Consider the following 24,839-nt stretch of genomic DNA (forward strand, 5'->3'; position numbering starts at 1 on the left):
GCGGGGATGCGGGACCGGGCAGGAATCCCTAGGAGATCATGGCCCGGCGTGCGCTGTCCGTGCGTTGGGCGGGGTTGCCAATGCGCAGTTCGGCGGACAGCACGCTCACGGTGGTGGGGCCCACCAAAATGGGGTTGAATTCCATCCACGCAATCTCCGGGTGCTCCTCCTTGAGCATGGCAACACGGGCCACCAAGTCCTCCAGGGCCTGGACGTTGCCCGCTGGCAAGCCCTCATAGCCGAAGAGTTTTACCGCCGCCCTGGGTGAGCGCACCAGGTCAGCGGTGTCAGCCACCGACAACGGGGGCACCCGGTGAGCCCAGTCATCCAAAAGATTGACGGCATCCCCGGACAGACCGAAGGAGACCACAGGGCCCAACAACGGGTCTTCAATGGCCCGCAAGGTACAGGATTGACCCACCTCGGCCATGGCCTGCACCTCCAATTCCTTGCTCCCGTAGGGCTGGAGGAGTTTACGCATCTGGGCAATATCGCGCCGCAGGGACTGGGCGTTTTCAATGTTGATCCGGACACCGCCAAGATCGAGCCGGTGCCGCAACGTCGGGTCAAGGGTCTTGATGGCAACCGGCCAACCCAACCGTTCGGCCGCCGCGACAGCCTCGTCGTCGCTGCCAAACGGCACGGACTCCAAAACGGCTATGCCGTAGTGCCCCAACAACTCCCTGACTTGAGCCGCATCAAGGGTGGTCAGTTCTGCGGTGGGGACCCCCTCCAGCCAAGAGTCCAACAGGGCCGCGGCCGCCTCCGGGTGCACACCAGCGGGAGCTTCAAAGAGTGGAGTTTCCAGGGTGAGCCAGTGCGCATATCGGCTCACAGCCGCCAAGGCAGCGACGGCAGCACCCGGGCTTGAATAGGCGGGCAGCGTTCGTTCCGCGGACATTTGCCGGTTGACGTGGATCCGGGGATCAACAATGCCGGTAAAAACCGCCAGCACGGGCTTGCCTGACGCTTCGGAGCACTCCTGCAGCGTTACGGCGATGGTCTCCACCGGCAAGCCAATGACCGGCAACAGCGTGACAATCACGGAATCGGTGCCCGCCAACGCATCCAGCACGGTCTTTTTCAGCAGCGGCAACGCCTTGGACTGGCCAGTGTCAAGCAACAGATTTGCTTGCACTTCAGACACCGTCAACCCCAGCTGCTCGGCGGCGTCGGCCACCACGGCACCCAACGCCGCCGAGTTGCCAACAATCGCCAGCCCGGACCCCCGGGGCAGGGGTTGGCCCACCACGAGCTGCGCGACGTCGGAGAGCTCTTCAATGGTGTTCACCCGCACCACACCGGATTGGCGCAGCATGGCATCGAGCGCGCCGGCCGGCGCCTGGGTGGTTCGTACTGCGTGGCCGGGGGGCAGCCGCAGCCCCATGGAGTCCGATTTGGCCACAATGACGGGTTTGCTGCGGGCCAGGCGCCGCGAGATGCGGGCAAACTTGCGCGGATTGCCGATCGATTCCAGGTACAGCGCGCACGCCGTGGTGTTGGCGTCATCTTCCCAAAACTGCATCATGTCATTGCCTGACACATCCGCCCGGTTGCCCGCCGAGAGTGCGGTGGAAATGCCCACGTCCCGGCGGCTGAGCGAGGCGAACAGTGACACACCCAAGGCGGCCGACTGGGTAAAAATGCCCAGGCCACCCTGCTGCGGCAGGTCCGGGGCCATGGAGGCGTTCAGCGAGACTGCCGGGTCCGTATTGGCCAACCCCAACGACGCCGGACCCACCAGCCGCATGCCGTTCGCCCGGGCTTGACGCACCAAGGCGCGCTGCCGCACCAAGCCGCGGTCGCCGTCGTCGGCAAAACCTGCTGTGGCGACAATCAGGCCCTTCACCCCTGCCCGACCACACTGCTCCACCACTGCCGGGACCTGGGCGAAAGGGACGGCGATGATGGCCAAATCCACCGGCCCGGGCACTTCGACAATGCTGGCGTAGGGCATCATGCCCGAAACTTCCAGGGCCTCCTGATTGACGGCGTACACGGCCCCGGTGAACTTGCCTTCCACCACGTGCTCGAGCAGCTGCTGGCCAATACTCCCCCACGCCCGGCTGGCCCCAATGACAGCCACCGAAGCCGGCGCCACCAGGCCGGCAACGCTGCGGGCCTCCGCCCTGTGCTCGCGGGACTCCATCACGGCACGGGACTTCTCTGTGGGGTCAATATCAAAGTGCAAGGAGATGACGCCGTCGTCAAAGCGCCGGTGCACCTCGTACCCGGCCTCGGAGAAAACTTGAATCATTTTGCGATTCTCGGGCAGGACCTCGGCGGAGAACTTGTCAATCCCGTTCTCCCGCGCGGCCGCCGCCAAGTGTTCCAATAGGATTGAGCCAAGACCACGGCCTTGATGGGCGTCGGAAACGTTGAAGGCCACCTCGGCTTCGGTGGGATCGTTCAACCTGTCGTAGCGGCCAATACCAATAATTTCAGCGCCCCGGGTTATAACAAAAGCCACACGGTCCCGGTAGTCCAGTTCGGTGAAGCGGCGCAATTCCTTGGCCGTCAGTTTTGATTTGTAGGTGAAGAAACGCATGTAGATGGAATTCTGCGACTGCGCCATGTGAAAGGTCTGCACGGCATCGGCGTCGGCGGGCGTCATGGGGCGCAAATGGCCCGTTCCACCGTCACGGAGCACAACATCGGCTTCCCAATGGGCCGGATATTCGGGCGCGAGCTCTAGCTTCACCATAGAATCACTGTACCGACATGATTAGTTCTTTTGCGTCTATGTCTGCCCGCAACACACTTAACAAAGAAAAGGAATCATCTCCATCATGGCCAAGCGCCAACGCCCCACCGACGGCACCGTAGCTGAGGACTTCGTCGAAAACATTGTTGATATTGATGTTTCCACGGAGATGGAAGGCTCGTTCCTGGAGTACGCCTATTCGGTGATTTACTCCCGGGCACTGCCTGATGCCCGCGACGGACTCAAGCCCGTGCAACGGCGCATCCTGTACATGATGAATGAGATGGGCTTGCGCCCCGAGAAGGGCCACGTCAAGAGCGCCCGCGTGGTGGGCGAGGTCATGGGCAAGCTGCACCCGCACGGCGACTCGGCCATTTACGACACCATGGTGCGCATGGCCCAGGACTGGACATTGCGTCTGCCCCTCATTGACGGTCACGGAAACTTTGGCTCGCTCGACGACGGCCCGGCAGCCCCCCGTTACACCGAGGCCCGCCTTGCAGCGGCCGCGTTGGAGCTGACCGGGAACCTGGATGAGAACGTTGTGGACTTCATCCCCAACTATGACAACCAGATGATGCAGCCCTCGGTGCTGCCGGCCGCCTACCCAAACTTGTTAGTCAACGGTGCCAGCGGTATAGCCGTGGGCATGGCCACGAATATGGCTCCGCACAACCTGGGCGAAGTCATTGCCGCCGCCCAGCACCTGATTGCCAACCCGCACGCCACCCTTGAGGACATCATGGCGTACGTGCCGGGCCCCGACTTGCCCTCCGGCGGGCGCATCGTGGGGTTGCAGGGCGTCCGGGACGCGTACGCCAACGGCCGCGGCTCCTTCAAGACCCGCGCCAAGATAACCGTTGAACAGCTCACCCCGCGTCGCATGGGCCTTGTCGTCACGGAGCTGCCATATCTGGTGGGCCCGGAGAAGGTCAGGGAAAAACTCAAGGATGCCCTGAACAACAACAAAATTGTGGGTATCGCCGACTTTGTTGACCTCTCCGACCTGAAAAACGGTTTGCGCCTGGTCATTGAACTTAAAAACGGCTTCAACCCGGCAGCCGTCATGGAACAGCTGTACAGGTACACGCCGCTGGAGGAATCCTTCGGCATCAACAACGTCTGCCTGGTGGACGGGCAGCCACAGACCCTTGGCCTGCTTCCCCTGCTGCAGGTGTTCGTCACGCACCGCATTGACGTGGTCCGGCGCAGGACCGCCTTTAGATTGGGCAAGAAGCAAGACCGCCTGCACCTGGTTGAGGGTTTGCTCATAGCCATTGTGGACATTGATGAGGTCATCCAAATCATCAGAACCTCGGATGAGGTGGCGGCCGCGCGTGATCGGCTCATGACCATTTACGATCTCTCCGAGATCCAGGCCAACTACATCCTGGACCTGCAGCTGCGCCAGCTCACCCGCTTCTCGATGGTGAAGTTGGAAGCCGAACGCGATGACTTGCGCCGTGAAATCGCCGCGCTTGAGGCGATTCTGGCCTCGGAGGAGTTGCTGCGCCAGCTTGTCACCGATGAGCTGGGCGAAGTGGGGCGCAAGTACGCCACGCCGCGCCGCACAGTGCTGCTGGAATCGGAAGCGCTGGCGCCCTCGGTGGCCAAGGCACTTGCCGCCGGGACTTCCGGAAAGGCTGCCCCCTTGGCCCTGGAAATAGCTGACGACCCCTGCTGGGTGCTGCTGAGCGCCACCGGCCAGATCGCCCGGACCAGCACGGCGGATCCGCTCGTGGAATCCGGGGGGCGGAGCAAGCACGACGTGTTTTCCTCGGTGCTGAAAACAAGTGCCCGGGCCGAGATTGGCGCGCTGACCTCGCTGGGACGCATGCTGCGTTTGCAAGTGGTGGACATGCCCGTGCTGCCACCCACCGCCGCGTTGCCCAACTTGGCCGGGGGTGTGGCCGCCAAGGACTTCATCACCTTGACCAAGGGCGAAACCCTTGTAGGTTTTGTGCCGCTTAATACTGTCTTTGCCGTGGGCACCGCCGCCGGGGTGGTCAAGCGGGTCACCCCCGAGTACCCGTTGAACCGCGACGACTGGGAGTACATCGCCCTCAAACCCAAGGATGTTGTGGTGGGTGCGGGCGTTGCCACGGACGACGACGATCTTGTCTTCCTCACGCAGGGCGCCCAGCTGCTTCGGTACAGTGCCGCCAATGTGCGTCCGCAGGGGCGCACGGCAGGTGGCATGGCCGGCATCAAATTGGGCTCGGGCGATGAGGTGATCAGCTTCAACATTGTCTCCCCCCACGATCCGGAGGCTGTTGTTGTCACCATCTCCGGCGGACAGGACGCCCTGCCGGGCACCCCGCAGGGCTCCGCCAAGGTGACGGCCCTGAGCGAGTACCCGGCCAAGGGCAGGGCCACAGGTGGGGTCCGTGCCCACCGCTTCCTCAAGGGTGAGGCCGCCTTGCTGGCCGCGTGGGCCGGACACGGACCCGCCAAGGCATCCTCGAGTACAGGGGTTGCGCGGTCCCTGCCGGTGGAGCACGGGCACCGTGACGGCTCAGGGGTGGCGCTGGGCGCAAGTATCGAACTGATTGGTCCCAGCGTGACCGGGCACGGCGCACCCGGGACTGTGGGCCCCAGCAGTGCCGGCGACAGTGTGGGCAACAGCAACGCGGGCACCAGCAACGGCGCCAACAACGGCGCCGCTGCCGCGCACGGCGCACCGCCTGCACCGGCCACGGATCCGGCTCCGATCCCGGCCAGCATGCAGGAGGCGTTCGAGCTGCCCACCGAGTAGCCCGCATTCTTGCAGCTGCACGGGCCGCACGCTCGGTGCGGAGGCCGTTGTGGACATCGGATGCTGGCCGACCAGCATCCGATGTCCACAACGGCCTGCGCGTCGTAAAACGCAGTGTTGGGAGCCTCAGGCATAGACTAAACGCATGGCTATTGTTGCTGATGATAAGGACTGGACCTGGGTTTTGCACAAGCCGTGCCCCGAGTGCGGCTTCAATGCCCAGGAAGTCACCCCGGCCACCGTGGCAACGACAATTCCGGCTCTTTTACCGCGCTGGCAGGCGGCGCTGAGACGACCCAATGTTGAGGAGCGTCCCCATCCCGGCACCTGGTCGGTGCTGGAGTACGGCGCACACGTCAGGGACGTATTTGACGTATTCACGTCCCGGCTGGAGCTCATGCTCAGCCAGGACAACCCCCACTTTGCCAACTGGGATCAAGATCTGGCGGCAATTGAAGGCAGTTACTCGCAGCTGGATCCCGATGAGGTGTCCGGCGATCTGGTGCAAAACGGTCTTGACGCTGCGTCGGCCTTTGGCGCTGTTCCGCTGGCGGCATGGCAGCGGCGGGGGCTGCGCAGCAATGGCTCAAACTTCACGGTGGTGACGCTCTCGGGCTATTTCCTGCACGACGTGATCCACCACCTGCACGACATCAACGCCTAAAACGTCTAGAGTTTTTTGTCCCACGCGATGGTGACACGCCCAGGCATGGCTGTGTAGCCCAGGTTCTTGTAGAGCGCCAAGGCGCCGCTGGGGTTTTCGGTGTCCACATCCAAGGTTGCGCTGTTCATTCCGGCAGCCTTGTAGCGGTGCATGGCGTCAGCCAGCAGTGCCGGCGCGATACCGCGTCCCCGCCATGGCCTTCGCACGCCAAGAACCTCGGTGTAGCCGGCGCGCCGGCCGTCATCGGCACCATCCTGCGGATCAAACTTGGACATTTGGTAGCCGGCCACCTCCCGGGTCATCTCATCGAGGGCCACCGCGGACAAGTCAGGGCGGAAACTTTCATGGTTGAGGAAGAACCGCCACTTTTCCGCCGTGTACGATTCGAGTCCCCAATGATCGGCAAACGCTTCGTTGTGGGCCACGCGCACAGCCTCACTTAGCGAGGGGGTGAACGGCACCAGCACGACGCCGGGTGGCGTGGTGTGGGGCGCAAGCTCCGTGAGTGGCCGTTCCATCTCGGTAAAACTGCGCACCATGGCGAAGCCGGCGGCGGTGAGCAGCGCAATGTGCGCCACGTTTTCGTGGCGCGAGAAGCAGCGTACCGTCCCCTGGGTGAGGCCGTCGGCGGCAAAGCGCTCCCGCGCCGTACCCTGCTGCCACGCCAACACGGCCGAGCCTATCCCCCGCCGCTGCCAGAGCGGATCCACGCCACCAGCGGCAATCGCCACATCCTCCCCAGGATCCTTGCTCACATAGCCATAGGCGCGTGGCACACCTTGGACATCCAGGCCAACAACAGTGTTCTCCGGCGCCGGATTGGCTGCCGATTCCAGCACCTCCATCAGCTCCGACAGTTGCTCGGGCCAGGGCGATCCCTCAGCCGTGGCAATTCGCACCACCAGGGCCAGCCACGCGTCAGCATCTCCCACGGCCAGTGGCCGGAATCTCAGCCCGGCGACGTCGGGCACGGGCACACGCCGGCGCACTGTCATGCCCCCACTGCCACGCCGTGCGAGGCGCCCAGACGAAGCCGGCTGTCGGCGCTGTGAGCTAGTTCGTCGTCGTGTGTCACCACCACGACGGCGGCATCCTCAAGGGCGCCACACAAGTCCCGCACCAGCGCCCCCGCCTCGTCCTGGCCCAGGTGGGCTGTGGGTTCATCTAGCAGCACGACGTCGGCCCCGGCCACCAGCGTCCTGGCCACCGACACGCGCGTGCGCTGCCCGCCGGAGAGATGATGCCCGCCAGGTCCCACGCGCGTATCAAGTCCGTGCGGCAACGAGGAGAACCAGGGGCCAAGGCCCACCGTGTCCAGGGCCTGCATCAGGTCATCCTCCGAGGGGGCGTCGGCGGCCGGCTTGGCCAGGGCAAGGTTGGCGCGCAAGGTGGAATTGAAGAGGTAGGCATCCTGCGGGCACCAGGCAATGCGGGCTAAGGTGGCCGGTGTGGCGGGGGCGGCGTTGAGCTTGTAGCGTCCGGCCTCGGGCCGCAAGAACCCCAATAGCACTGCCAGGAGCGTTGATTTTCCGGACCCGGAGGGACCGCTCACGCTCCACCACTGGCCGCGCTGAACCCGGCCGCTGACACCCGTGAACACCGGCTCGTCAGCGTGCGGGTAACGCGCCGCAACGGCCTCCACCGCCAGCGCGGTGACGGGGGTTGCCGTTGCCGCGGTAGCAGCCTGCTGGATCTCGTCCTGCTCGGCAACCACCGTGGCGGGAACATCAAGCAGCGGCAAGGTGCGGCGCATGAGCGTTGCCAGTGCCGGCAGCGCGGAGACGGCGTCAATGAACTGGGACAGTGGTTCCGACAACGCCAACATGAGCAACGCGGCCACGGCTGCCGCGCGCGGATCCACGCCAGCGCCGATGGCGGTCACTGTGACGGCCACCGCCGCCACAGCAGTCAACACTGTCACGGCGCTTTGGCCAAAGCCGTCAGCCCAGGCAAGACGGCGCAGTGGTTTGGCGACCTGCGCATCTTGGGCCGCGAACCGTGCGGTTTGAACGCCGCCAACACCATTGGCGCCGAGTTGGTCAGCTGCCGCCAGCAACGTTGTGACGCGCCCTGACAGCCAAACTCGGTGGACTGCTGCAGCCGAGGACGCCCTGCGCTGGGCCGCCAAGACCAGTAGGGGCAGCACCACGAAGCTCAGTACGCCCACAATGATGACAAGGCCCGCCACCTCCGGCACCATCAAGAACATGGTGAGCAGCACGGCACCGTACGACAGCATGGCTGCCGGGATGGGGACCACGGCCCGGGGTACTGCATCACGGAGTTCGTCCACATCCGCCACCAGGGTTCCCAGGGCGCCGCCGGAACGGGTCAGCTTGCCCCAGTGAATAACTGAGGAACCCATAGAATCCCAGAGCTTGAGCCGGAGCTCGCTGGCCCAACGGAAGACGGCGTCGTGTACCAGGAGCCGTTCGCAGTACCGCAGGACTGCACGGCCAATACCAAACGTTCGCACCCCAACTATCAACGTCATCAGATGAAGCATGGGTGGTTGATCGGCCGCCCACACAATAAGCCAGCCAGAAATCCCCGACAACGCCGCAGCACTCAAGGTGGCCAGCACCGAGACCAATACTCCTGCGGCAAAGCGCGGTGAGCGCAAGGGCAGGTGCCGCAGAAGGCGCCACGTGAGCGGCGGTAAGGTCGCTGATGCTTCGGGTTCGGCGGACCGCGCAGCATCCCCCTGTGCAGACTGAGGTGCCCGCGCGGGGCTCACCAGCTGCGTTGAGGTGGTTCCGGTGTCTACGACCTCGCTGTGAGCAGAGCCCAAGAGGCCCGCCAACAGGACGTCGTGCGTGGCCACCACCACGGCCACGGACCCTTGCAGCGCCGCAAGTTGCCGGCGCACAGCCCCTGCTGATGCCGGGTCAAGATGCGCCGTTGGTTCATCAAAGAGCGCCAGCTCCACTGCGGGATCGGCGGCAATTCGTGCCAGTGCGCGGGCAACCGCCACACGGCGAAGCTCCCCGGGGCTGCAATCCACAACGGTTCTGTGCGCCAAATGGGCGGCGTTGACGTGCGTCAAGGCCTGCATGAGCGCGGCCTCGCCCACCTCGCGCGCCGCGGGTCCCCCAGCATAGAGTGCAAGTTCGGCCAACACGGTATCCTCAGTGAAGAGGGGGTGCTGGGAGACGAAAACCACTGCCTCGGGCGCCGGCAGCTCGAGGGTCCCGCTCACGGTTGCCGCGCCGTCGCCGTTGGTGGGCAGGACTCCCGCCAGGGCGGCCAAAACTGTTGTTTTTCCGGTGCCGCTGGCCGTGCTGAGAACCAGGGCGTGACCCGGAGCCGCGGATGCTGTGAAGTCCTCCACGGCCGGGGTGCTCCGGCCCGGATAGCGCACAGTGAGGTCTTGCGCCCACATGACAGATGCGGGCCGATCCTGGCAGGCAGGTGCGGCACGGTCCGGGCCGGTAAGCCCATTCACGTGTTCGGCAGCAACAGGGGCGTTGAGAATGTCAGTGACACGGCGCAACGCTTCCACGCCGTCCTCGCTGCCGTGGTGAGCGGCACCCAGATCTCGCAGCGGCCTGAAACACTCCGGCGCCAGCATCAGGGCCAAGAGTCCCGCTTCCAAGGGCATGCCCCCGTAGACCAGACGGACGCCAATGAACACGGCCACCACGGCCACCGAGATGGTGCTGATAAGTTCCAACGCCATGGAGGACATGAATGCGGTGCGCAAGGTGGCCATGGTTGATTTGCGGTAGGCCTCGCACACATCGCCCAACGCCCTGCGTTGGGCCGTTGCCCGGCGCAGTCCCACAAGAACCGGCAGTCCGCGGGCCAGCTCCAGCAGATGGTTGGAGAGCCTGTCCAATCCGCTGGCAGCCAACTCCACCCGCTCCTGGGTGTGGAAGCCAATCAAGATCATGAAGACAGGCACCAAGGGGACCGTCAGCACCACGATCAAGGCGCTGACCCAATCGGACACCAGGATCTGCACGCCCACCATCATGGGCAGAACGGCACAGGTGACTAGCGCCGGAAGGTAGGCGCTGAAGTAGTTATCCAGCCCGTCAAGGCCGCGGCTGGCCAGCATGCCCTCGGCACCCACCGACCCGCCGCTGTTGTGGCTGGTCCGGGAGCTCAACCTGTGGGCCACCAGTTTGGCCCGCAGTTCTTCCTTGGTGCCTAGAGCCGCGCGTCGGGCCAGGATCTGCTGACCCCAGACAGCAGCACCCAAGAGACCCGCCCCCAAGCCACCCTGGACCAGCAATTTCACGCTGTCCAGCGAGGCACCGCCGGCCCACTGTCCCAGTGCATGAGCCAGGGCACCCAGGAGCAGGACAAGCGAAACGGCTTTGAGCGCCGCCAGACCGGCGAGGCCTGCCAGTGCCAGCCGGGTTGAACTGCCTTCGGGAAGAACGAGGCGGGGACTCATGTTAGGTGTTACCGCCCACGGCTGCTGCCTTCTCCTCAGCGCCCACGGCCGCGGTAAAGTCCACCGCTGCCGGCAGGTGGTCAACGCTGATGCGCTTGCGAAAGACCCAGTACGTCCAGGCCTGGTAGGCCAGAACCAGCGGGACACCCACCGCCGCCACAATGGACATCAGCCCCAGGGTGTAGCTTGAGGACGACGCGTTGTCCACCGTCAGGTTCCAGAGCGGATCCAGTGTTGAGGGCAGGACCACGGGGTAGACGGCACTGAAGATGGCTGCCGCGCCGCTCAACAGGAAAACGCCCATGGCGAGGAAGCTGTAACCCTCACGATCCACACGGTTGGCCACCCAGGAGGCCACGGCAGCAACAACGGCCACGGCAATCAATATCCAGCTGAACCACTTGCCGTGCTGCCACGCCACCAGGATCGCCCAGAGCGCCAGTGGCAACAGACCCACAGGCATCCAACGACCCACCAGACGGCGGGCACGGTGGCGGATGTCGCCGTCGGTCTTCAAGGCCACAAACGCGGCAGCATGAATCACGGCAAAACCAACCACGGCCAGACCGCCAAGCACCGCGAACCAGCTAAACCAGGCGAAGGGGCCGCCAACCCTGTCACCATTGGCGTTCAGGGGTAGTCCCGTGGTTGTCAGCGCCAGCAGGGCACCAATGCCGAAGGCGGCAACAAAGGAGCCAAGGGCGATGGCCCAGTCCCAGACTTTGCGCCAGGTATCGGAGTGGATCTTGCCGCGGTATTCAAACGCGACGGCGCGGAAAATCAGGGCTAGCAGCACAAAGACCAAGGGGAGGTAGAGGGCCGAGAAGAGCGACGCGTACCAGAACGGGAACGCCGCAAAGGTGGCGCCGCCGGCCGTGAGCAGCCACACTTCGTTGCCGTCCCACACAGGCCCCACGGTGTTCAGCAGCACGCGGCGTTCCTTCTCGCCGCGGGCAAACGTCTTCATGAGCATGCCAACGCCCAGGTCGAATCCTTCAAGGAATAGGTAGCCGACCCAGAGCACGGCAATGAGTATGAACCATAAAGTAGGCAGAAAATCCATCATTAGTCCTTTAGCTCCAGCAACTCGAGAAGGGCAATCGCACGGTGGTGTGAACGGGTGTGGTTAGTAGGCAAACGCAAGGACATCGTCGTCTCCCTCCCCGCCCGGGCTGGTGCCGCCGTCGTCCATCTTGGACGCCCGGGTTTGGTCCAGCTCCGGCATGGCAGAGACCACGCCGCCGCGGATGTATTTGGTCAGCAACGACACCTCCACCACCAACAACACCGCGTAGACAGTCGTCAGGGCCACCAGGGAGAAGATCATCTCCCCCGCCGACACGCCCGGAGAGACGGCCGAGGCGGTGAACATGAAGACCTGGTCTATGCCGCTCATGGCCGGGTTCGGGGCCACCACGAAGGGTTGACGGCCCATTTCGGTGAAGATCCAGCCGGCCGCGTTGGCACCGAACGGCGCCAGAATACCTATCAGGGCCAGACGCATCAGGCCCTTGGAGCGCGGCACGGTGCCCTTGCGAGTGAGCCACAGGGCGACGCCGGCAGCCATTGCGGCGAGCCCGCCGAAGCCGATCATCATCCTGAAGCCCCAGTAGGTGACAGCCATGATGGGCACGTAGTTGATTTCGGCCCCCGCACGGGATCCGTACATGGGGTCATCGGGCAGGTGGGTGCCGAAGCTCTCCTGATACTCGGGCACCAGGGTGTTGACGCCCCTGACCTCCGTGGTGAAGTCGCCGTTGGCCAGGAAGGAGAGCAGGCCGGGGATTTCCATGACGGCCACAACATCTGAACAGTCGCGGCTGCCGAGGTCGCCAACGGAGAGGATGGAGAAGCCCGTGCCGTCGTGGCAGGCGGCCTCGGCGGCTGCCATCTTCATGGGCTGCTGTTCGAACATCAGCTTCGCCTGGACGTCACCGGAGATGGCTGTTCCGGCGAAGGCGATCATGGCCACCACCGCCCCAATCCGCAGCGACTTGATCCAGACTGCGTGGTCTTTCTTGTCGCGGCCCGGGATGCTGGCCGACTCCCCCACAATGACACGGCCTGTTGCATCAACTGTGTCGATGCCGTCCTTGCGCCTGCGCCACAGCTGGTACCAGGAGATGCCCAGCAAGAAACCACCGGCCACTGCCAGGGCACCTGTGATGGTGTGGAAGAACGCCACAATGGCCGTGTTGTTCGTGAACACTGCCCAGGCGTCCACCATTTGGGGCCGCCCGTCGATCATTTCAACACCCACCGGGTGCTGCATCCAGGAGTTCGCCACCAGGATGAAGTAGGCCGAAACAATGGACCCAGCCACAGCAATCCACAGGCAGGCCAAGTGAACCCTGGGAGGCAGCTTCTTCCAGCCAAAGATCCACAAGCCTAGGAAGGTGGACTCCACGAAGAAGGCAAGCAGCGCCTCCATGGCCAGCGGAGCACCGAACACGTCGCCCACAAAGCGGCTGTATTCACTCCACGCCATGCCGAATTGAAATTCTTGAACAATGCCTGTGGCCACGCCCATGATGAAGTTGATGAGGAACAACTTGCCCCAGAACTTCGTCATGCGCAGGTACTCTTCTTTGCCTGTTTGGTGCCAGCGTGTCTGTAGAATCGCTACCAGCGTGCCAAGGCCGATGGTGAGCGGCACCATCAGGAAGTGATATACCGTCACAATCCCAAATTGCCACCGCGCTATGTCCAGAGCGTCCACTAGCTTCCCCTCATCCGTGAAAAATGCAGAACCAAGACTTATTTCTACAACATGTAGAACTACCAGTTCTACCCTGTGTAGAACTTTGCTGTCAAAGGCTGTAGAGTTAAGTGGATGGTACGTGTTGTGTGTGCCACACTATTTGGCCGCTGTGACTTAAGGAAGTAAATGGCAACACTTGGAGACCTCGAAAGGGCCGTCATGGACCTCTTGTGGGAGCATCAGGAAGCCATCACGGCCAACACCCTGCGCGACCTGCTTTCACAGCGCCCCTCCGTGAATGACAGCGCAACAGAGTCCCGCCCCCTGGCCGTCACAACCGTCTTGACGGTTCTGTCACGGCTGGAGAAGAAGGGTTTGGTGGAGCGCGAACGCATTTCACGCCCCCACCGCTACCGCGCCGTCACCAGCCGGGCCGATCACACCGCCGAGCTCATGCTGGAAGTTTTGGGCTCAGCAACGGACCGTGAAGCTGTTTTGGCACGCTTCATTGGCACTGTCAGCGACGGCGAAGCCGAAACGCTGCGCAAGCTTCTGGGCCGCTAGCAACCACTCACACACCCGTGGTTGCTAGCGGTCTTTCCGCCGCGCAGACACTGTAGGTTATTAAGCATGTATTGGACTTCCTGGTTCCTCGCCGCCTTGGCAGTTGTCTTGGCCTGGCCGGTTCCCGTATTCCTGGCCCGCGCAACCTGGCCCGCGCGTGCGCCCTTTGCCGCCATGGTGCTCTGGCAATCCATTGCCTTGGCGGGCGGATTGTCAATGATCGGCGCCATGCTTTGCTACGGGCTGGTCCCGCTGGGCGAGAACTTGGCCAGCGGTTTGCACGGCCTGTTCCGGATCTTTCTGGGCAACGAATCCCTGGACACTCTGGGCCTGCTGCACGCCTTTGCACTGAGCGCTGCGGCCCTGCTGTCGGCACATTTGGTTTTCACCTTGTGGCTGACATATTTCCGCATCCGGCAACAACGACGCCGGCACCGGGACTTGTTGAATCTGCTCAGCTCACCGGCCAGCGACCGCCCGGGCACAGTTGTCATCAATCACCAGGCCCCCGTAGCTTATTGCCTGCCGGGGGGATCGCGCTCGGTCACGGTGCTCTCCGACGGCCTCCTGGAGCTGCTCTCCCCCGAAGAATTGCGCGCTGTCTTGTTGCATGAACAAACACATTTGACCCAGCACCACCACCTGCTGCTCTGGGCTTTCGCCGCATGGCGCTCCGCCCTGCCGTGGCTGCCCACCTCGAAGCTGGCGCAGCGGGCCGTGTCGTCGCTGATTGAGATCATGGCCGACGACGTGGCCTTGCGTTCGGTGAGCAAGTCCACCCTGGTCACGGCCATCGCCTTGGTGGCCAGTGGTTCAGCGCAGCTTCCGGCCGACGTGCTGGTGGCAGACAGCGCCACCCAGATTGACACCCCCGCCACCACGTCGGCCCGGCTCAGCAGGCTGTTGACACCGGCACCGAGTCTGGACGCGGGCCGCCAGGCGCTGATCGTTGGGGGCGCGCTGCTGCTGCTGGCAGTCCCCACGGCCCTGCTGGTGGTACCGGGCATCCTGCCGCAGTAGGCGCTTAGGGCGCTAAGCGTCGATGCGGCCCCGGTCCAGGTATTCGCTCCCGGCCACAATGAACTCCTTGCGGGGAGCGACGTCCTGGCCCATCAACAGCTCAAAGGTGTGCTCGGCCCTGTCGGCATCGGCACTTGTCACCCGGCGCAGCATTCTGTGCCGCGGATCCATGGTTGTTTCTGCCAGCTGCTCGGCATCCATTTCACCCAAACCCTTGTAGCGCTGGATCGGGATCTTGTGCTTCTTGTTGGCCTTCTCCAGCTTGGCCAGAACAATGTGCAACTCCTTCTCGGAGTACGTGTAAATCATCTCGTTGGCCTTAGCTCCGGCGTTGATGACCTCCACCCGGTGCAGCGGCGGGACGGCGGCGTAGACGTTCCCGGCGTCGATCATGGGGCGCATGTAACGGAAGAACAAGGTCAGCAGGAGGGTGCGGATGTGGGCGCCGTCAACGTCGGCGTCGGTCATCAAAATGACCTTGCCGTAGCGGGCGGCTGAGACGTCAAAGCTCCTGCCCGAACCTGCCCCGACCACCTGGATGAGCGCTGCACATTCGGCGTTCGCGAGCATGTCCCCCACCGACGCTTTTTGGACGTTGAGGATCTTGCCGCGGATGGGCAGCAACGCTTGGAAGTCCGAGGACCGGGCCAGTTTTGCCGTACCCAGGGCGCTGTCACCTTCGACGATGAACAGTTCTGTCTTGGCCACGTCATTGCTGCGGCAATCGGCCAGCTTGGTGGGCAAGGAGGACGTTTCCAGGGCCGTCTTGCGGCGTTGGGTTTCCTTGTGGACGCGGGCGGAGATGCGTGACTTCATCTCCGAGACGACTTTTTCCAGCAAGGTGGCGGCTTGAATCTTTTCGCCACGCGCCGTGGAGTTAAGCTTTTCCTTCAGCTCTTTTTCCACAACCCTGGCCACAATGTTCTTCACCGCTGGTGTGCCCAGGATCTCTTTGGTTTGGCCTTCGAATTGCGGCTCGGCCAGCCGCACCGTGAGGACGGCCGTGAGCCCGGCCATGACATCGTCCTTTTCGACCTTGTCGTTGCCGGCCTTGAGTCTGCGGGCGTTGGTTTCGATGACCTTGCGGAAAGTTTTCAGGAGGGCCTGTTCAAAACCTTCCTGATGCCGGCCACCCTTGGGGGTAGCAATGATGTTGACGAAACTGCGCATGGTGGTGTCGTAGCCGATCCCCCAGCGCAGGGCGATGTCCACCTCGCAGTCACGCTCCACGGCTGTGCTTTCCAGCCGGCCCTCGGCGTTGAGCACCGGAACTGTTTCGGTGAAGGTGCCGTGGCCTTGCAGGCGCCAAATGTCTGTGACGGGACCACCGACGGCGAGGAAGTCCACAAACTCCGACAGCCCGCCGTCGTGGTGGAAGACCTCTTCATGGGTGGCATATTCGCCCGGCGTTCCCGGCACTCGCCGCTCGTCAACAACCCTGATTCTTAGCCCGGGAACCAGGAAGGATGTTTGCCGGGCACGGGAGACAAGCTCCTCGTAGGAGAATTTCGCGTCCTTGGTGAAGATCTGCGGATCAGCCCAATACCTGATGCGGGTACCTGTCACGCCGCGCTTGGTGGTGCCCACAATGTCCAGCCCGGATTTTTCGGTGAACGGCTCAAAGGGCACATCGGGGCTCAGCGACTTGCTCACGTCCTTGAAGTGTCCCGGTTCACCGCGCCGAAAACTCATCTGATAGGTCTTGCCGCCACGGTCCACTTGGGCGTCCATCCGCGAGGACAGCGCATTGACCACACTGGCGCCCACACCGTGCAGACCACCGGAAGCGGCGTAGGAGGTGCCGCCAAACTTTCCGCCGGCGTGCAGCTTGGTCAGCACCACTTCGACGCCGCTGAGTCCTGTTTTCGGTTCCACATCAACAGGGATGCCGCGGCCGTCGTCGTGCACCTCCACCGAGCTGTCCTTGTGCAGGATGACTGTGATGTGTTGGCCGTAACCGGCCAGGGCCTCGTCCACGGAGTTGTCGATGATCTCCCACAGGCAGTGCATCAACCCGCGGGAGTCGGTCGATCCGATGTACATTCCGGGGCGCTTCCGTACAGCCTCCAATCCCTCCAGCACGGAGAGATGGCGGGCGCTGTAATCGGAACTTTGGCGTGCCACGGTGGACTGACTCCTTTTTAAGATATTGCGGAAAAGCCGCAAACTGCCTCGTGCGCTAAATGCGCCTACTCGAGTTTAACTGCTACCGGGCACTCCTGATGGCAGGCTGGCCGCCCGGTGATGGCTACGCGGTGAGCGAAAGTGGAACCATCTAGGGACTGTCCGGCTACGAATAATGGTTATATAAGTATCAGGATCTATGAAGGAGGCCATCATGACTACCACCGTCATTGCCAGCCAGGAGCTGAGCACCCTTGACCGCTGCGACCGTTGCGGCGCCCAAGCGTATGTACGCGTCGTGCTGGAATCCTCCGGCGGCGAGCTGCTCTTTTGCGGCCACCACGCCCGCGCAGTTGAAGCAACGTTGAAGCCGCTGTCATCCCAGTGGCACGACGAGACCGGCCGGCTGCACGAAAAGGCGCCTGTCTCGGTCGACTAGACACTAGACACTAGACACTAGACACACACGCAACAAGGAAGGGCCCCGAACCTGGTTCGGGGCCCTTCCTCTTGCCCTGATTCACAACTCACGCCGCCCAGCAAGTGACGCCCCACCCACAACTGGCCCGCAGAAAACGCCGAAAATACGCGTTGTAGACGCGATTTTCGGCGTTTTCTGCGGGCCAGTTTGTCGGTGAGAGATTAATCCAGGTAGTCGCGCAGAACCTGTGAACGCGACGGGTGACGCAGCTTGGACATCGTCTTGGATTCGATCTGGCGGATACGCTCACGCGTAACACCGTAGACCTTGCCGATTTCGTCTAACGTCTTCGGCTGGCCATCGGTCAACCCGAAACGCATGGCGACGACGCCGGCTTCACGCTCGGACAGGGTGTCCAAGACGGAGTGAAGCTGTTCCTGCAACAGGGTGAAGGACACTGCGTCGGCCGGTACAACGGCTTCGGAGTCCTCAATCAAGTCACCGAACTCGGAGTCACCGTCTTCACCCAGCGGGGTGTGGAGGGAGATGGGTTCGCGGCCGTACTTTTGAACCTCAACAACCTTCTCCGGGGTCATGTCCAATTCCTTGGCCAATTCCTCCGGTGTTGGTTCGCGGCCTAGGTCCTGAAGCATCTGACGCTGCACACGTGCCAGCTTATTGATGACCTCGACCATGTGGACGGGGATACGGATGGTGCGCGCCTGGTCAGCCATGGCACGGGTAATGGCCTGACGGATCCACCAGGTGGCGTAGGTGGAGAACTTGAAGCCCTTAGTGTAGTCGAACTTCTCCACTGCGCGGATCAGACCCAGGTTGCCTTCCTGGATCAAGTCCAAGAAGAGCATGCCGCGGCCGGTGTAGCGCTTTGCCAGCGAAACAACCAGACGGAGGTTGGCCTCGAGCAGGTGGTTCTTGGCGCGCTTGCCATCATGCACGATGCGGACCAAGTCGCGTCGCAGCTGATCGTCCATGGCGTCGCCGCCGGATACGAGCTTCTCGTTGGCGAAAAGGCCAGCCTCAATGCGCAAGGCAAGGTCGACTTCCTGCTCGGCGTTGAGCAGGGCAACCTTACCGATCTGCTTCAAATAATCCTTGACGGGGTCGGCTGTGGCACCTGCCGACATGACCTGCTGGACGGGGGCGTCATCGTCATCGGAGTCCGAGTAAACAAAGCCTGTTCCGGTGGCGACGGGACGCTCCGGGGCAGGATCGTCGTTCTCCTCGTCCTCAGGCACGGCAGGCTCGGTTGGTACCTCTTCTTCGACCTTGGCTTTGCCTCGACGCGTGGCAGCCTTTTTGGGGGCAGCCTTAGCTGCGGCGGGGGTCCCGTCGCCGGCGGCTGCGGCAGCCTTCTTGGCGGCGATCGTGGCAGCCCGCTTCTCTGCTGGAGTCAGCGGCACGGTCGCTGAGGACGCGGGGTCCTCGATCTCCTTGGTTGTGGAGACTTTGCTCTTGGCAGTAGCAGACACAGAAAACCTTTCTTACGGCGGTCTGTGGAGTTACCTTGGGGCAACACCACTATGACCCTGTCAAGTCCGTGTTGCTTATCGCATCACCGTTGCTTGGAGGGTCACAAGGTATAACTCCTTGTAGCGCGGGGTTGTTCCCACCGCCCCGGAAAAAAATCTTCCAGGCCTTTTGTCCAAACACTGCAAATACGTCAACACGAAACCAACCGGGTCTCGGCTTATAGTGTCTCATGTTTTAGCGCCTGCTCAGTGCCGCGCGGAACCGTTTTGGGGTCAGAACATGCACCAATTCTCATGGCGGCAACTATTGTTGGCCGAAAGTGGTGCCCGCCGAGGATTAGGCTGCGTCCTCCCGCACATCACCGTCGTTCTGGTAGCCGTGCCAGGCTGTTTCGGGGTTCTTGGCACATTCGGCGACGTAGCCGGCGGCGAGTAGTTGGTCCAGCATGTTCGCCAATTTGTAGCCGGGCTGATGCGCCTCGCAGGCGGCGAAGTAGCTCCCCGCCCACGTTCCACGCCCCTTGCACCATTGAATCCAGCCCAGAATGCACAGCACCGGCGCCTTGTCAGCCCCGTCTGTCGTGGCGGCCAGGAAGGTCAGCAGTGGTTCGGCGCCGTCGAGCCGTGGCCAATTCGGGGCAACGTTGCCGGCGCTTTCATGCTCTGAGGGAACGCCACCCATCAGGATGCTGCAAAAATCCTGGCCCGCCTTCTCGATCAGATCCTCGGTGAGATGGTCCATGATGACCTGGTGATCGGCGGCCTGGTTGCCCCCATACCACGTGAGCGGGACCACAGGCGGTTCGGCATCATGGCACAGTAGCCCGTTGGCGCCAGCCCCGGCGAAAGCGTGCGCGCAGGAGGTGGCCAACGCCACCATTAGTGTGTCCCGCGCGGCTGCCTCCTGCAAACTGGCCAGCAGATAGGCGCTCATCTGTGCATCAGGAGTCAATGGCCACCGTTCAAGGCTGTGCTCCCAGGCGCCCAGGGTGAGCGCCAGTTGGTGGGCGCCGAGCCCGGAGCGGGCTAGGGGCTTGCGGTACTTCTCTCCGGCCGTTGCAACCGCTGCGGCGAACTCAGTGTCCTCGAAGGCTATTTGGGCAGCGATTTGTTCCTTGGGGCTCTCGCGGACCATGCTGCCACGGTAGATGAACTCGGCGTTGACAAAGCTCTCCCGGATGGAGGAGTTGTCCTTGCCCGGCCAGGGGCAGCACTGCCCGTCGGTGCACTCAAGGCTGCGCCAATGCTCGGTTCCCACGTACCAAGCATCGCGAACGGGCAGGCCCACCGCGGCAAATGCCGTGCGGAGTTCTTGATACACCCGTGTTTGTGGGCAACGCCGCGGATCCTGCCAATCCTCGCGGCCAAAGATGGCTATGAGGCAACCGTCGGATTCTCGATCGCTGGCCAGTTGACTGGCGGCAACCAAGGCAAAATGCGCCGGCGCGCCGGATTCATCCGGGGGCAGGTCCAAACGCATGGTGGCCCGGAGCATCTTCCCGCTCATACCGATGCACACAATGCTGTCCTGCGGCCAATATCCCATCATGTGGGGAATGAACGCCAGGAGATCCTCACCGGCGCTGACCTTGATCTTGTCTCCTTGTTTTCTCATGCCTCAAGGGTGCTGCCGCGAAGGGCCGGGATCCAGAGCAATAACGCGAAAACGCCGAATCTGTGGAAAACACAGCCACCAATCCGCATGAATCAGCTGAGCAACTTTACGGACAGCGCATTACCGGTTTGCGCGTCGGGTCTTTTCCTCGTGCTTATATTGCTGGCGCCTGCGCTTGTTGTCGGAGATGACGGACAGCAGCGGCGGGATTGTTTCACCCCGTGCGGCCATGGAGCGCCGCACCCTGCGCCGAATGGTGACAACAGCTGCAACGCCTGCGCCAAACACCACAAACTGGAAGGAGAAAGCCACCCGGAAGGCGTCAAGGGAGTACAACGTTGCGGCGGAACCGCTTGAGGCGTTGATCAGGTCAAGAATCAGGCCAATGGCGAACATTGTCACCAGCGCCGCCACGAACCCGCCCACATTGACAATGCCCGTGGCCGTGCCCAGGCGGTGTGAGGGATTGAAGGTTCTGGCGAAGTCAAAGCCGATCATGGACGCCGGCCCACCAAGGGCCAGGACCAGCACCAGAACCACCAGCAGCCACAGCGGGGACGGCTCGGGCTGCAGGATCACCGCCAGCCACGCAGCGGCCGACACGAACGTCACCGCCAGCACCATGCTGGACCGGCGCAAGGGGTGTTTCCCGACCCAGCTGCCCAGAAGCGGTCCGCAAATGATGCCCACCACCACAAATAGGCTCAGCAAGACGCTGGCCGTGCCCGTTGCCAGGCCTTGGGCCGAGACAAGGAAAGGATAGCCCCAGGTGAGGACAAAAACTGTGCCGGAGAACTGGGTGGCGAAGTGGCTCCACATACCCAGCCGTGTCCCCGGCTGTCGCCAGGCAGTACCTAGCTCAGCAACGGTTTCCCGCACGCCCCGGCTAATTTTCGGCACCAGTGAACCGGCCGGGGCGTTGCGCAAAAGCGCAGCAGAGAGCACACAGGCCAGCAGGCCAAGCGCCGCAAGTCCCACGAACGCCTGGCTCCAGCCACCCTGGTGCAGCACAAACGCGAAAGGGACAAGGCTGATGAGTTGACCCAATTGGCCTAGTTGTCCGGTGACCTGCGTGAAGACCGGGACTTTGCGCGGCGGGAACCAAAGCGGGATGAGACGGATCACGGCAATAAACGTCATGGCGTCCCCGGCACCAACAAAGATCCTGCCCAGAACGCCGGCCGGAACCGACTCGGCCGTGGCCAGCTGCAGCTGGCCCACAGCCATCAGGGCCGCACCGGTGGCAATCATGACGCGCGGACCAAATCTGTCCACCAGCACACCAACAGGAATTTGCAGCCCGGCGTAGACCACCAGCTGAACCACTGTGAAGGCTGAAAGCGCCGACGCTGTTGCACCGAACCTTTCGGTTGCTACAAGCCCTGCGACACCAAAGGAGGTCCGTTGGGTGATGGCGACGATATAGGCAAAAATGCCCACACCCCAGACGAGCCCGGCACGTTTACTATTCACTCACTCAGCTTAAGTCAGATTCCGGGCCGTCATTCCCGGAGTCCCTTTTGGCCAGATACGCCTCAACGGCTGCGCCAAGCTCGTCGGCGTCGGGCAATTCGTCATTGTCCCCGGCCAGCAGCGATCGACGCCCGGCCCCATCGCTGTGTTCGTCGTACTGCTTCTCCAGATTGGCAACAACCGTGGCCACCTCGCTGGAACCCTCCACCTGCTCGGTGATTTGGCGTTCCACAGCCCGGCCGGCCTCGCGGAGGCGTTCGCTGGGCAGCATCAAGGAGGCGGCGGCACCCAAGTATTCCAGACCGGCGACGGCGGCCGGCGGGTACTCGGCGTCGGACAGGTAGTGCGGGACATGGATGGCGTACCCCACCACATTGCGCCCTGCCTCGGCCAGCTTGTACTCGAGCACGTGGCCGATGGCTGAGGGGATTTCCAGGGTGGATTTCCAGGCCGAGATGCCTTCGATCAGATCCGGCCGGTTGCCGTGCACAGTGGCACCCAAGGGACGGGTGTGCGGAACGGGCATGGGGATCGAATGCACCCAGGCCACCAGGTCCACATCGAACCGTTCCACCAGGCCCACAACTGCCAGGCTGAAACGCTCCCACTGCAGATCCGGCTCGTTGCCGGTCAGGTACAAGAAGGGCGTGCCCAGGGCGTCGATCATGCGGTACAGCACCAGCGAGGGCGCCTTGTAGTCGCTGAGGTGGTCCTCCGTGAAGGTGATGCGGGGCCGGCGCGATCGGTAGTCGATGAGCTGATCAATATCGAAAACAGCAACAGGGTCCCCGACCAGATCCTCCCCCAGTTCGGCGGCAATCTGCGTCACCACATGGCCGGCATCGGAGAATCCGGTAAAAGACATCAGCAAATTCGAGCCGCGCAAATCTTCGGCGTCGATGAGCTGCTCGTTGAGGGCATAGAGGGACTCGGGGTCCTGAAAGGGTGTGTATTTGATGTTATTCATAGTCTTCCTGATGCAGCTTACGTCTCTTAACAGCACAACGCCGCAAGCACCCGGAATCATCCCACATTCGTCTAGCAGACTAGGTATTCTCCGTGCCGCTCACGCCACGGCGCCACGCTCGGTCAGGGGCAAGGCGAACTCGGCGCCGCAAGGAGCAATCCTCTTGTGGTTGGTTCCGCGGCAGCGGTTGGCAAAGTCAACAGCGCCGGCGCCGTTGGCCCAGTTCCCCTGTCGCGGTGGGCTACAGGCAATCGGACCGGGTTGCGGCTACGATCGGTTACAGCGATACCCGTTCAGTAACACCACAACGTGAGGACAGTATTTCCGTGAGTGCCAAAGAAAATATCAGCGTCCGCGTCATCAACTCAGGCCTAGCCAAGCTAGCTGCGGACGCCCTCGTCATAGCGGTCGGCAAGGGCCCAGACGGTCCGCTCATCCTCAATGCGCCCCTCCCGGCAATGGCGCTCGCCTCACTTGAAGGCTCCCTGACAGCCTTAGGCGTGACAGGTGCCGCGGACCAGGTGGTGCGCCTGCCGGGCCTGCCCGACACTGGCGCCAAGATCCTGGTTCTGGCAGGTGTTGGTGCCGTCAAGGACGGGACCGTTGGGGATGAGCCCTTGCGCCGCACAGCAGGTGCCGCCGTCCGCCAGCTCGCGGGCCTCAAGCATGTTGTTTTCGCCTTACCCACGACGTCGGTGGGCCAGGTTGCGGCGCTTGCCGAAGGTGCCGCCCTGGGCTCCTACCAATACGCCAGCCTGCATTCAAGCAAGGAAGGCATGAAGGATCCGGTGGCGAAGGTCACCATCTTCTCCACCCTGGCCAAGGATCCGCAGCTGGCGGCCGCACTGGAGCGCGCCGCGGTGGTGGCCAAGGCAGTCAACGCCACCCGCACACTTGTCAACGAGCCGCCCAGCACGCTCTACCCCGCCACGTTTGCCGAGGCAGCCAAGGACCTCGCCAAGGGTTTGCCCGTCAAGGTCACGGTCTTCGACGAGAAGCGTCTGCTCAAGGACGGCTACGGCGGCATCATGGGCGTGGGCCAGGGTTCATCCCGGCCCCCGCGCATGGTCAAGCTCGAGTACAAGTCCGAGAAGGCAGTGGCCGACTTGGCTCTCGTGGGTAAGGGCATCACCTTCGACAGCGGCGGCATCTCCATCAAGCCCGGCGCCGGCATGGTCACCATGAAATGCGACATGGCCGGTGCTGCAGCAGTATTGAACGCACTCCTGGCAGTGGCAGGCCTTGGCTTGCCCGTCAATGTCACCGGCTGGCTCTGCATCGCCGAAAACATGCCCTCGGGCACAGCCATCCGCCCCTCCGACGTACTGACCATCTTTGGCGGCAAAACGGTTGAGGTTCTCAACACCGACGCCGAAGGCCGCCTGGTCATGGCCGACGGCTTGGTGGCCGCGTCCCGCGAATTCCCCGATGTCATCATCGATGTGGCGACGTTGACCGGCGCCCAGGTGGTGGCCCTGGGCCACCGCACGGCCGGTGTCATGGGTGATGAAGGCGTCAGCGCGGCCCTCAAGGCCGCCGCCGACAGGGCCGGCGAGCAGATCTGGCCCATGCCGCTGCCCGAGGAGCTACGCCCCTCACTTGACTCCCCAGTGGCAGACATGGCCAACATTGGCGAACGCATGGGCGGCATGATGACAGCAGCCGTTTTCTTGCAGGAGTTCATTGGCAAGGGCAAGGACGGCGAAACCATCCCCTGGGCCCACCTGGACATTGCCGGGCCTGCCTTCAATGAGGGCGCAGCGTACGGCTACACACCCAAGCAAGGAACGGGCATGGCCGTGCGCACCCTCGTTGCCTACGTCGAGGATGTTGTGGCCCGCAGCGCCTGATAGCCGCGAGTTGATCCGGGCCCGGGGAAGAGTGGGGGGAGGGAGAAAGAAGGCAGCCAGACCTCCCCACCCCAACCCACCCCCCACCC

16 protein-coding genes are annotated in these 24,839 nt (G+C 63.0%); 6 read left to right on the forward strand and 10 right to left on the reverse strand.

Translation table 11 applies throughout. The annotated features are described in order from the left end of the window. Positions 1–28 precede the first annotated feature (28 nt). Entirely contained in the window at positions 29–2,704 is a 2,676-nt protein-coding gene (locus ACX80E_RS11805) for a bifunctional acetate--CoA ligase family protein/GNAT family N-acetyltransferase (protein ID WP_459302150.1), read from the reverse strand. An 85-nt stretch (positions 2,705–2,789) separates the two neighbouring features. Here ACX80E_RS11805 and ACX80E_RS11810 point away from each other — a divergent pair, with 85 nt between their 5' ends. Both ACX80E_RS11810 and ACX80E_RS11815 read left to right on the forward strand, forming a co-directional pair. Next, complete coding sequence (locus ACX80E_RS11810) at positions 2,790–5,459, forward strand: DNA gyrase/topoisomerase IV subunit A (protein WP_459302152.1); 2,670 nt, start codon at positions 2,790–2,792, stop codon at positions 5,457–5,459. Between the two features lie 145 nt (positions 5,460–5,604). Then, on the forward strand, positions 5,605–6,123 hold the full coding sequence (locus tag ACX80E_RS11815) for a DinB family protein (protein WP_459302153.1): 519 nt from the start codon (positions 5,605–5,607) through the stop codon (positions 6,121–6,123). Between the two features lie 5 nt (positions 6,124–6,128). Here ACX80E_RS11815 and ACX80E_RS11820 read toward each other — a convergent pair whose 3' ends face one another. The 4 genes from ACX80E_RS11820 to ACX80E_RS11835 form a co-directional block, all read right to left on the reverse strand. Then, positions 6,129–7,118: a GNAT family N-acetyltransferase gene (locus ACX80E_RS11820; protein WP_459302154.1), complete on the reverse strand. Its 990-nt coding sequence runs from the start codon at positions 7,116–7,118 to the stop codon at positions 6,129–6,131. Next, a complete protein-coding gene (cydC, locus tag ACX80E_RS11825) occupies positions 7,115–10,525 on the reverse strand; it encodes a thiol reductant ABC exporter subunit CydC (protein WP_459302155.1) in 3,411 nt (1,136 codons plus the stop codon). Before cydC ends, ACX80E_RS11820 begins: the two co-directional genes overlap by 4 nt. Position 10,526: 1 nt before the next feature. After that, positions 10,527–11,588: a cytochrome d ubiquinol oxidase subunit II gene (gene cydB, locus ACX80E_RS11830; RefSeq protein ID WP_459302178.1), complete on the reverse strand. Its 1,062-nt coding sequence runs from the start codon at positions 11,586–11,588 to the stop codon at positions 10,527–10,529. Positions 11,589–11,651: 63 nt separating this feature from the next. Next, entirely contained in the window at positions 11,652–13,244 is a 1,593-nt protein-coding gene (locus tag ACX80E_RS11835) for a cytochrome ubiquinol oxidase subunit I (RefSeq protein WP_459302157.1), read from the reverse strand. 168 nt (positions 13,245–13,412) lie between these two features. On the opposite strand from ACX80E_RS11835, the gene ACX80E_RS11840 reads away from it, so the two are divergent. Both ACX80E_RS11840 and ACX80E_RS11845 read left to right on the forward strand, forming a co-directional pair. After that, entirely contained in the window at positions 13,413–13,790 is a 378-nt protein-coding gene (locus ACX80E_RS11840; protein ID WP_459302159.1) for a BlaI/MecI/CopY family transcriptional regulator, read from the forward strand. A gap of 66 nt (positions 13,791–13,856) precedes the next feature. Continuing rightward, positions 13,857–14,810 carry a M56 family metallopeptidase gene (locus ACX80E_RS11845; protein ID WP_459302161.1) on the forward strand — a complete coding sequence of 318 codons (954 nt, stop codon included), beginning with the start codon at positions 13,857–13,859 and terminating at the stop codon, positions 14,808–14,810. A 12-nt stretch (positions 14,811–14,822) separates the two neighbouring features. Here ACX80E_RS11845 and ACX80E_RS11850 read toward each other — a convergent pair whose 3' ends face one another. After that, positions 14,823–16,934: a DNA gyrase/topoisomerase IV subunit B gene (locus ACX80E_RS11850; protein ID WP_459302163.1), complete on the reverse strand. Its 2,112-nt coding sequence runs from the start codon at positions 16,932–16,934 to the stop codon at positions 14,823–14,825. Between the two features lie 214 nt (positions 16,935–17,148). Between ACX80E_RS11850 and ACX80E_RS11855 the strand changes: the two genes are divergently transcribed. Next, positions 17,149–17,373, forward strand: a complete 225-nt coding sequence (locus ACX80E_RS11855) for a DUF7455 domain-containing protein (protein ID WP_459302164.1) — start codon at positions 17,149–17,151, stop codon at positions 17,371–17,373. A gap of 203 nt (positions 17,374–17,576) precedes the next feature. On the opposite strand, the gene ACX80E_RS11860 is transcribed toward ACX80E_RS11855, so the two are convergent. From ACX80E_RS11860 to ACX80E_RS11875, 4 genes are all read right to left on the reverse strand, one after another. Next, positions 17,577–18,845, reverse strand: coding sequence for an RNA polymerase sigma factor (locus ACX80E_RS11860; RefSeq protein ID WP_459302166.1), 1,269 nt, complete (start codon positions 18,843–18,845; stop codon positions 17,577–17,579). 337 nt (positions 18,846–19,182) lie between these two features. After that, the gene (locus tag ACX80E_RS11865; RefSeq protein WP_459302167.1) at positions 19,183–20,460 is read right to left on the reverse strand and encodes a DUF4192 domain-containing protein; all 1,278 of its coding nucleotides are present in this window, start codon (positions 20,458–20,460) and stop codon (positions 19,183–19,185) included. Positions 20,461–20,580: 120 nt separating this feature from the next. Beyond that, a complete protein-coding gene (locus ACX80E_RS11870; RefSeq protein ID WP_459302169.1) occupies positions 20,581–21,933 on the reverse strand; it encodes an MFS transporter in 1,353 nt (450 codons plus the stop codon). A gap of 4 nt (positions 21,934–21,937) precedes the next feature. Then, positions 21,938–22,900: a proteasome assembly chaperone family protein gene (locus ACX80E_RS11875; RefSeq protein ID WP_459302171.1), complete on the reverse strand. Its 963-nt coding sequence runs from the start codon at positions 22,898–22,900 to the stop codon at positions 21,938–21,940. 326 nt (positions 22,901–23,226) lie between these two features. Here ACX80E_RS11875 and ACX80E_RS11880 point away from each other — a divergent pair, with 326 nt between their 5' ends. Further along, positions 23,227–24,750 carry a leucyl aminopeptidase gene (locus ACX80E_RS11880; RefSeq protein ID WP_459302173.1) on the forward strand — a complete coding sequence of 508 codons (1,524 nt, stop codon included), beginning with the start codon at positions 23,227–23,229 and terminating at the stop codon, positions 24,748–24,750. Positions 24,751–24,839: the final 89 nt, after the last annotated feature.

Source organism: Arthrobacter sp. TMN-49 (assembly GCF_054511095.1).

What these genes read in the sequence shown, in the direction of transcription:
- ACX80E_RS11820 (WP_459302154.1), bottom strand. Translation starts at nt 7,118, where the DNA reads ATGACAGTGCGCCGGCGTGTGCCCGTGCCCGACGTCGCCGGGCTGAGA.
- ACX80E_RS11815 (WP_459302153.1), top strand. Translation starts at nt 5,605, where the DNA reads ATGGCTATTGTTGCTGATGATAAGGACTGGACCTGGGTTTTGCACAAG.
- cydB (WP_459302178.1), bottom strand. Translation starts at nt 11,588, where the DNA reads ATGGATTTTCTGCCTACTTTATGGTTCATACTCATTGCCGTGCTCTGG.
- ACX80E_RS11855 (WP_459302164.1), top strand. Translation starts at nt 17,149, where the DNA reads ATGACTACCACCGTCATTGCCAGCCAGGAGCTGAGCACCCTTGACCGC.
- ACX80E_RS11865 (WP_459302167.1), bottom strand. Translation starts at nt 20,460, where the DNA reads ATGAGAAAACAAGGAGACAAGATCAAGGTCAGCGCCGGTGAGGATCTC.
- ACX80E_RS11840 (WP_459302159.1), top strand. Translation starts at nt 13,413, where the DNA reads ATGGCAACACTTGGAGACCTCGAAAGGGCCGTCATGGACCTCTTGTGG.
- ACX80E_RS11875 (WP_459302171.1), bottom strand. Translation starts at nt 22,900, where the DNA reads ATGAATAACATCAAATACACACCCTTTCAGGACCCCGAGTCCCTCTAT.
- ACX80E_RS11810 (WP_459302152.1), top strand. Translation starts at nt 2,790, where the DNA reads ATGGCCAAGCGCCAACGCCCCACCGACGGCACCGTAGCTGAGGACTTC.
- ACX80E_RS11845 (WP_459302161.1), top strand. Translation starts at nt 13,857, where the DNA reads ATGTATTGGACTTCCTGGTTCCTCGCCGCCTTGGCAGTTGTCTTGGCC.
- cydC (WP_459302155.1), bottom strand. Translation starts at nt 10,525, where the DNA reads ATGAGTCCCCGCCTCGTTCTTCCCGAAGGCAGTTCAACCCGGCTGGCA.
- ACX80E_RS11805 (WP_459302150.1), bottom strand. Translation starts at nt 2,704, where the DNA reads ATGGTGAAGCTAGAGCTCGCGCCCGAATATCCGGCCCATTGGGAAGCC.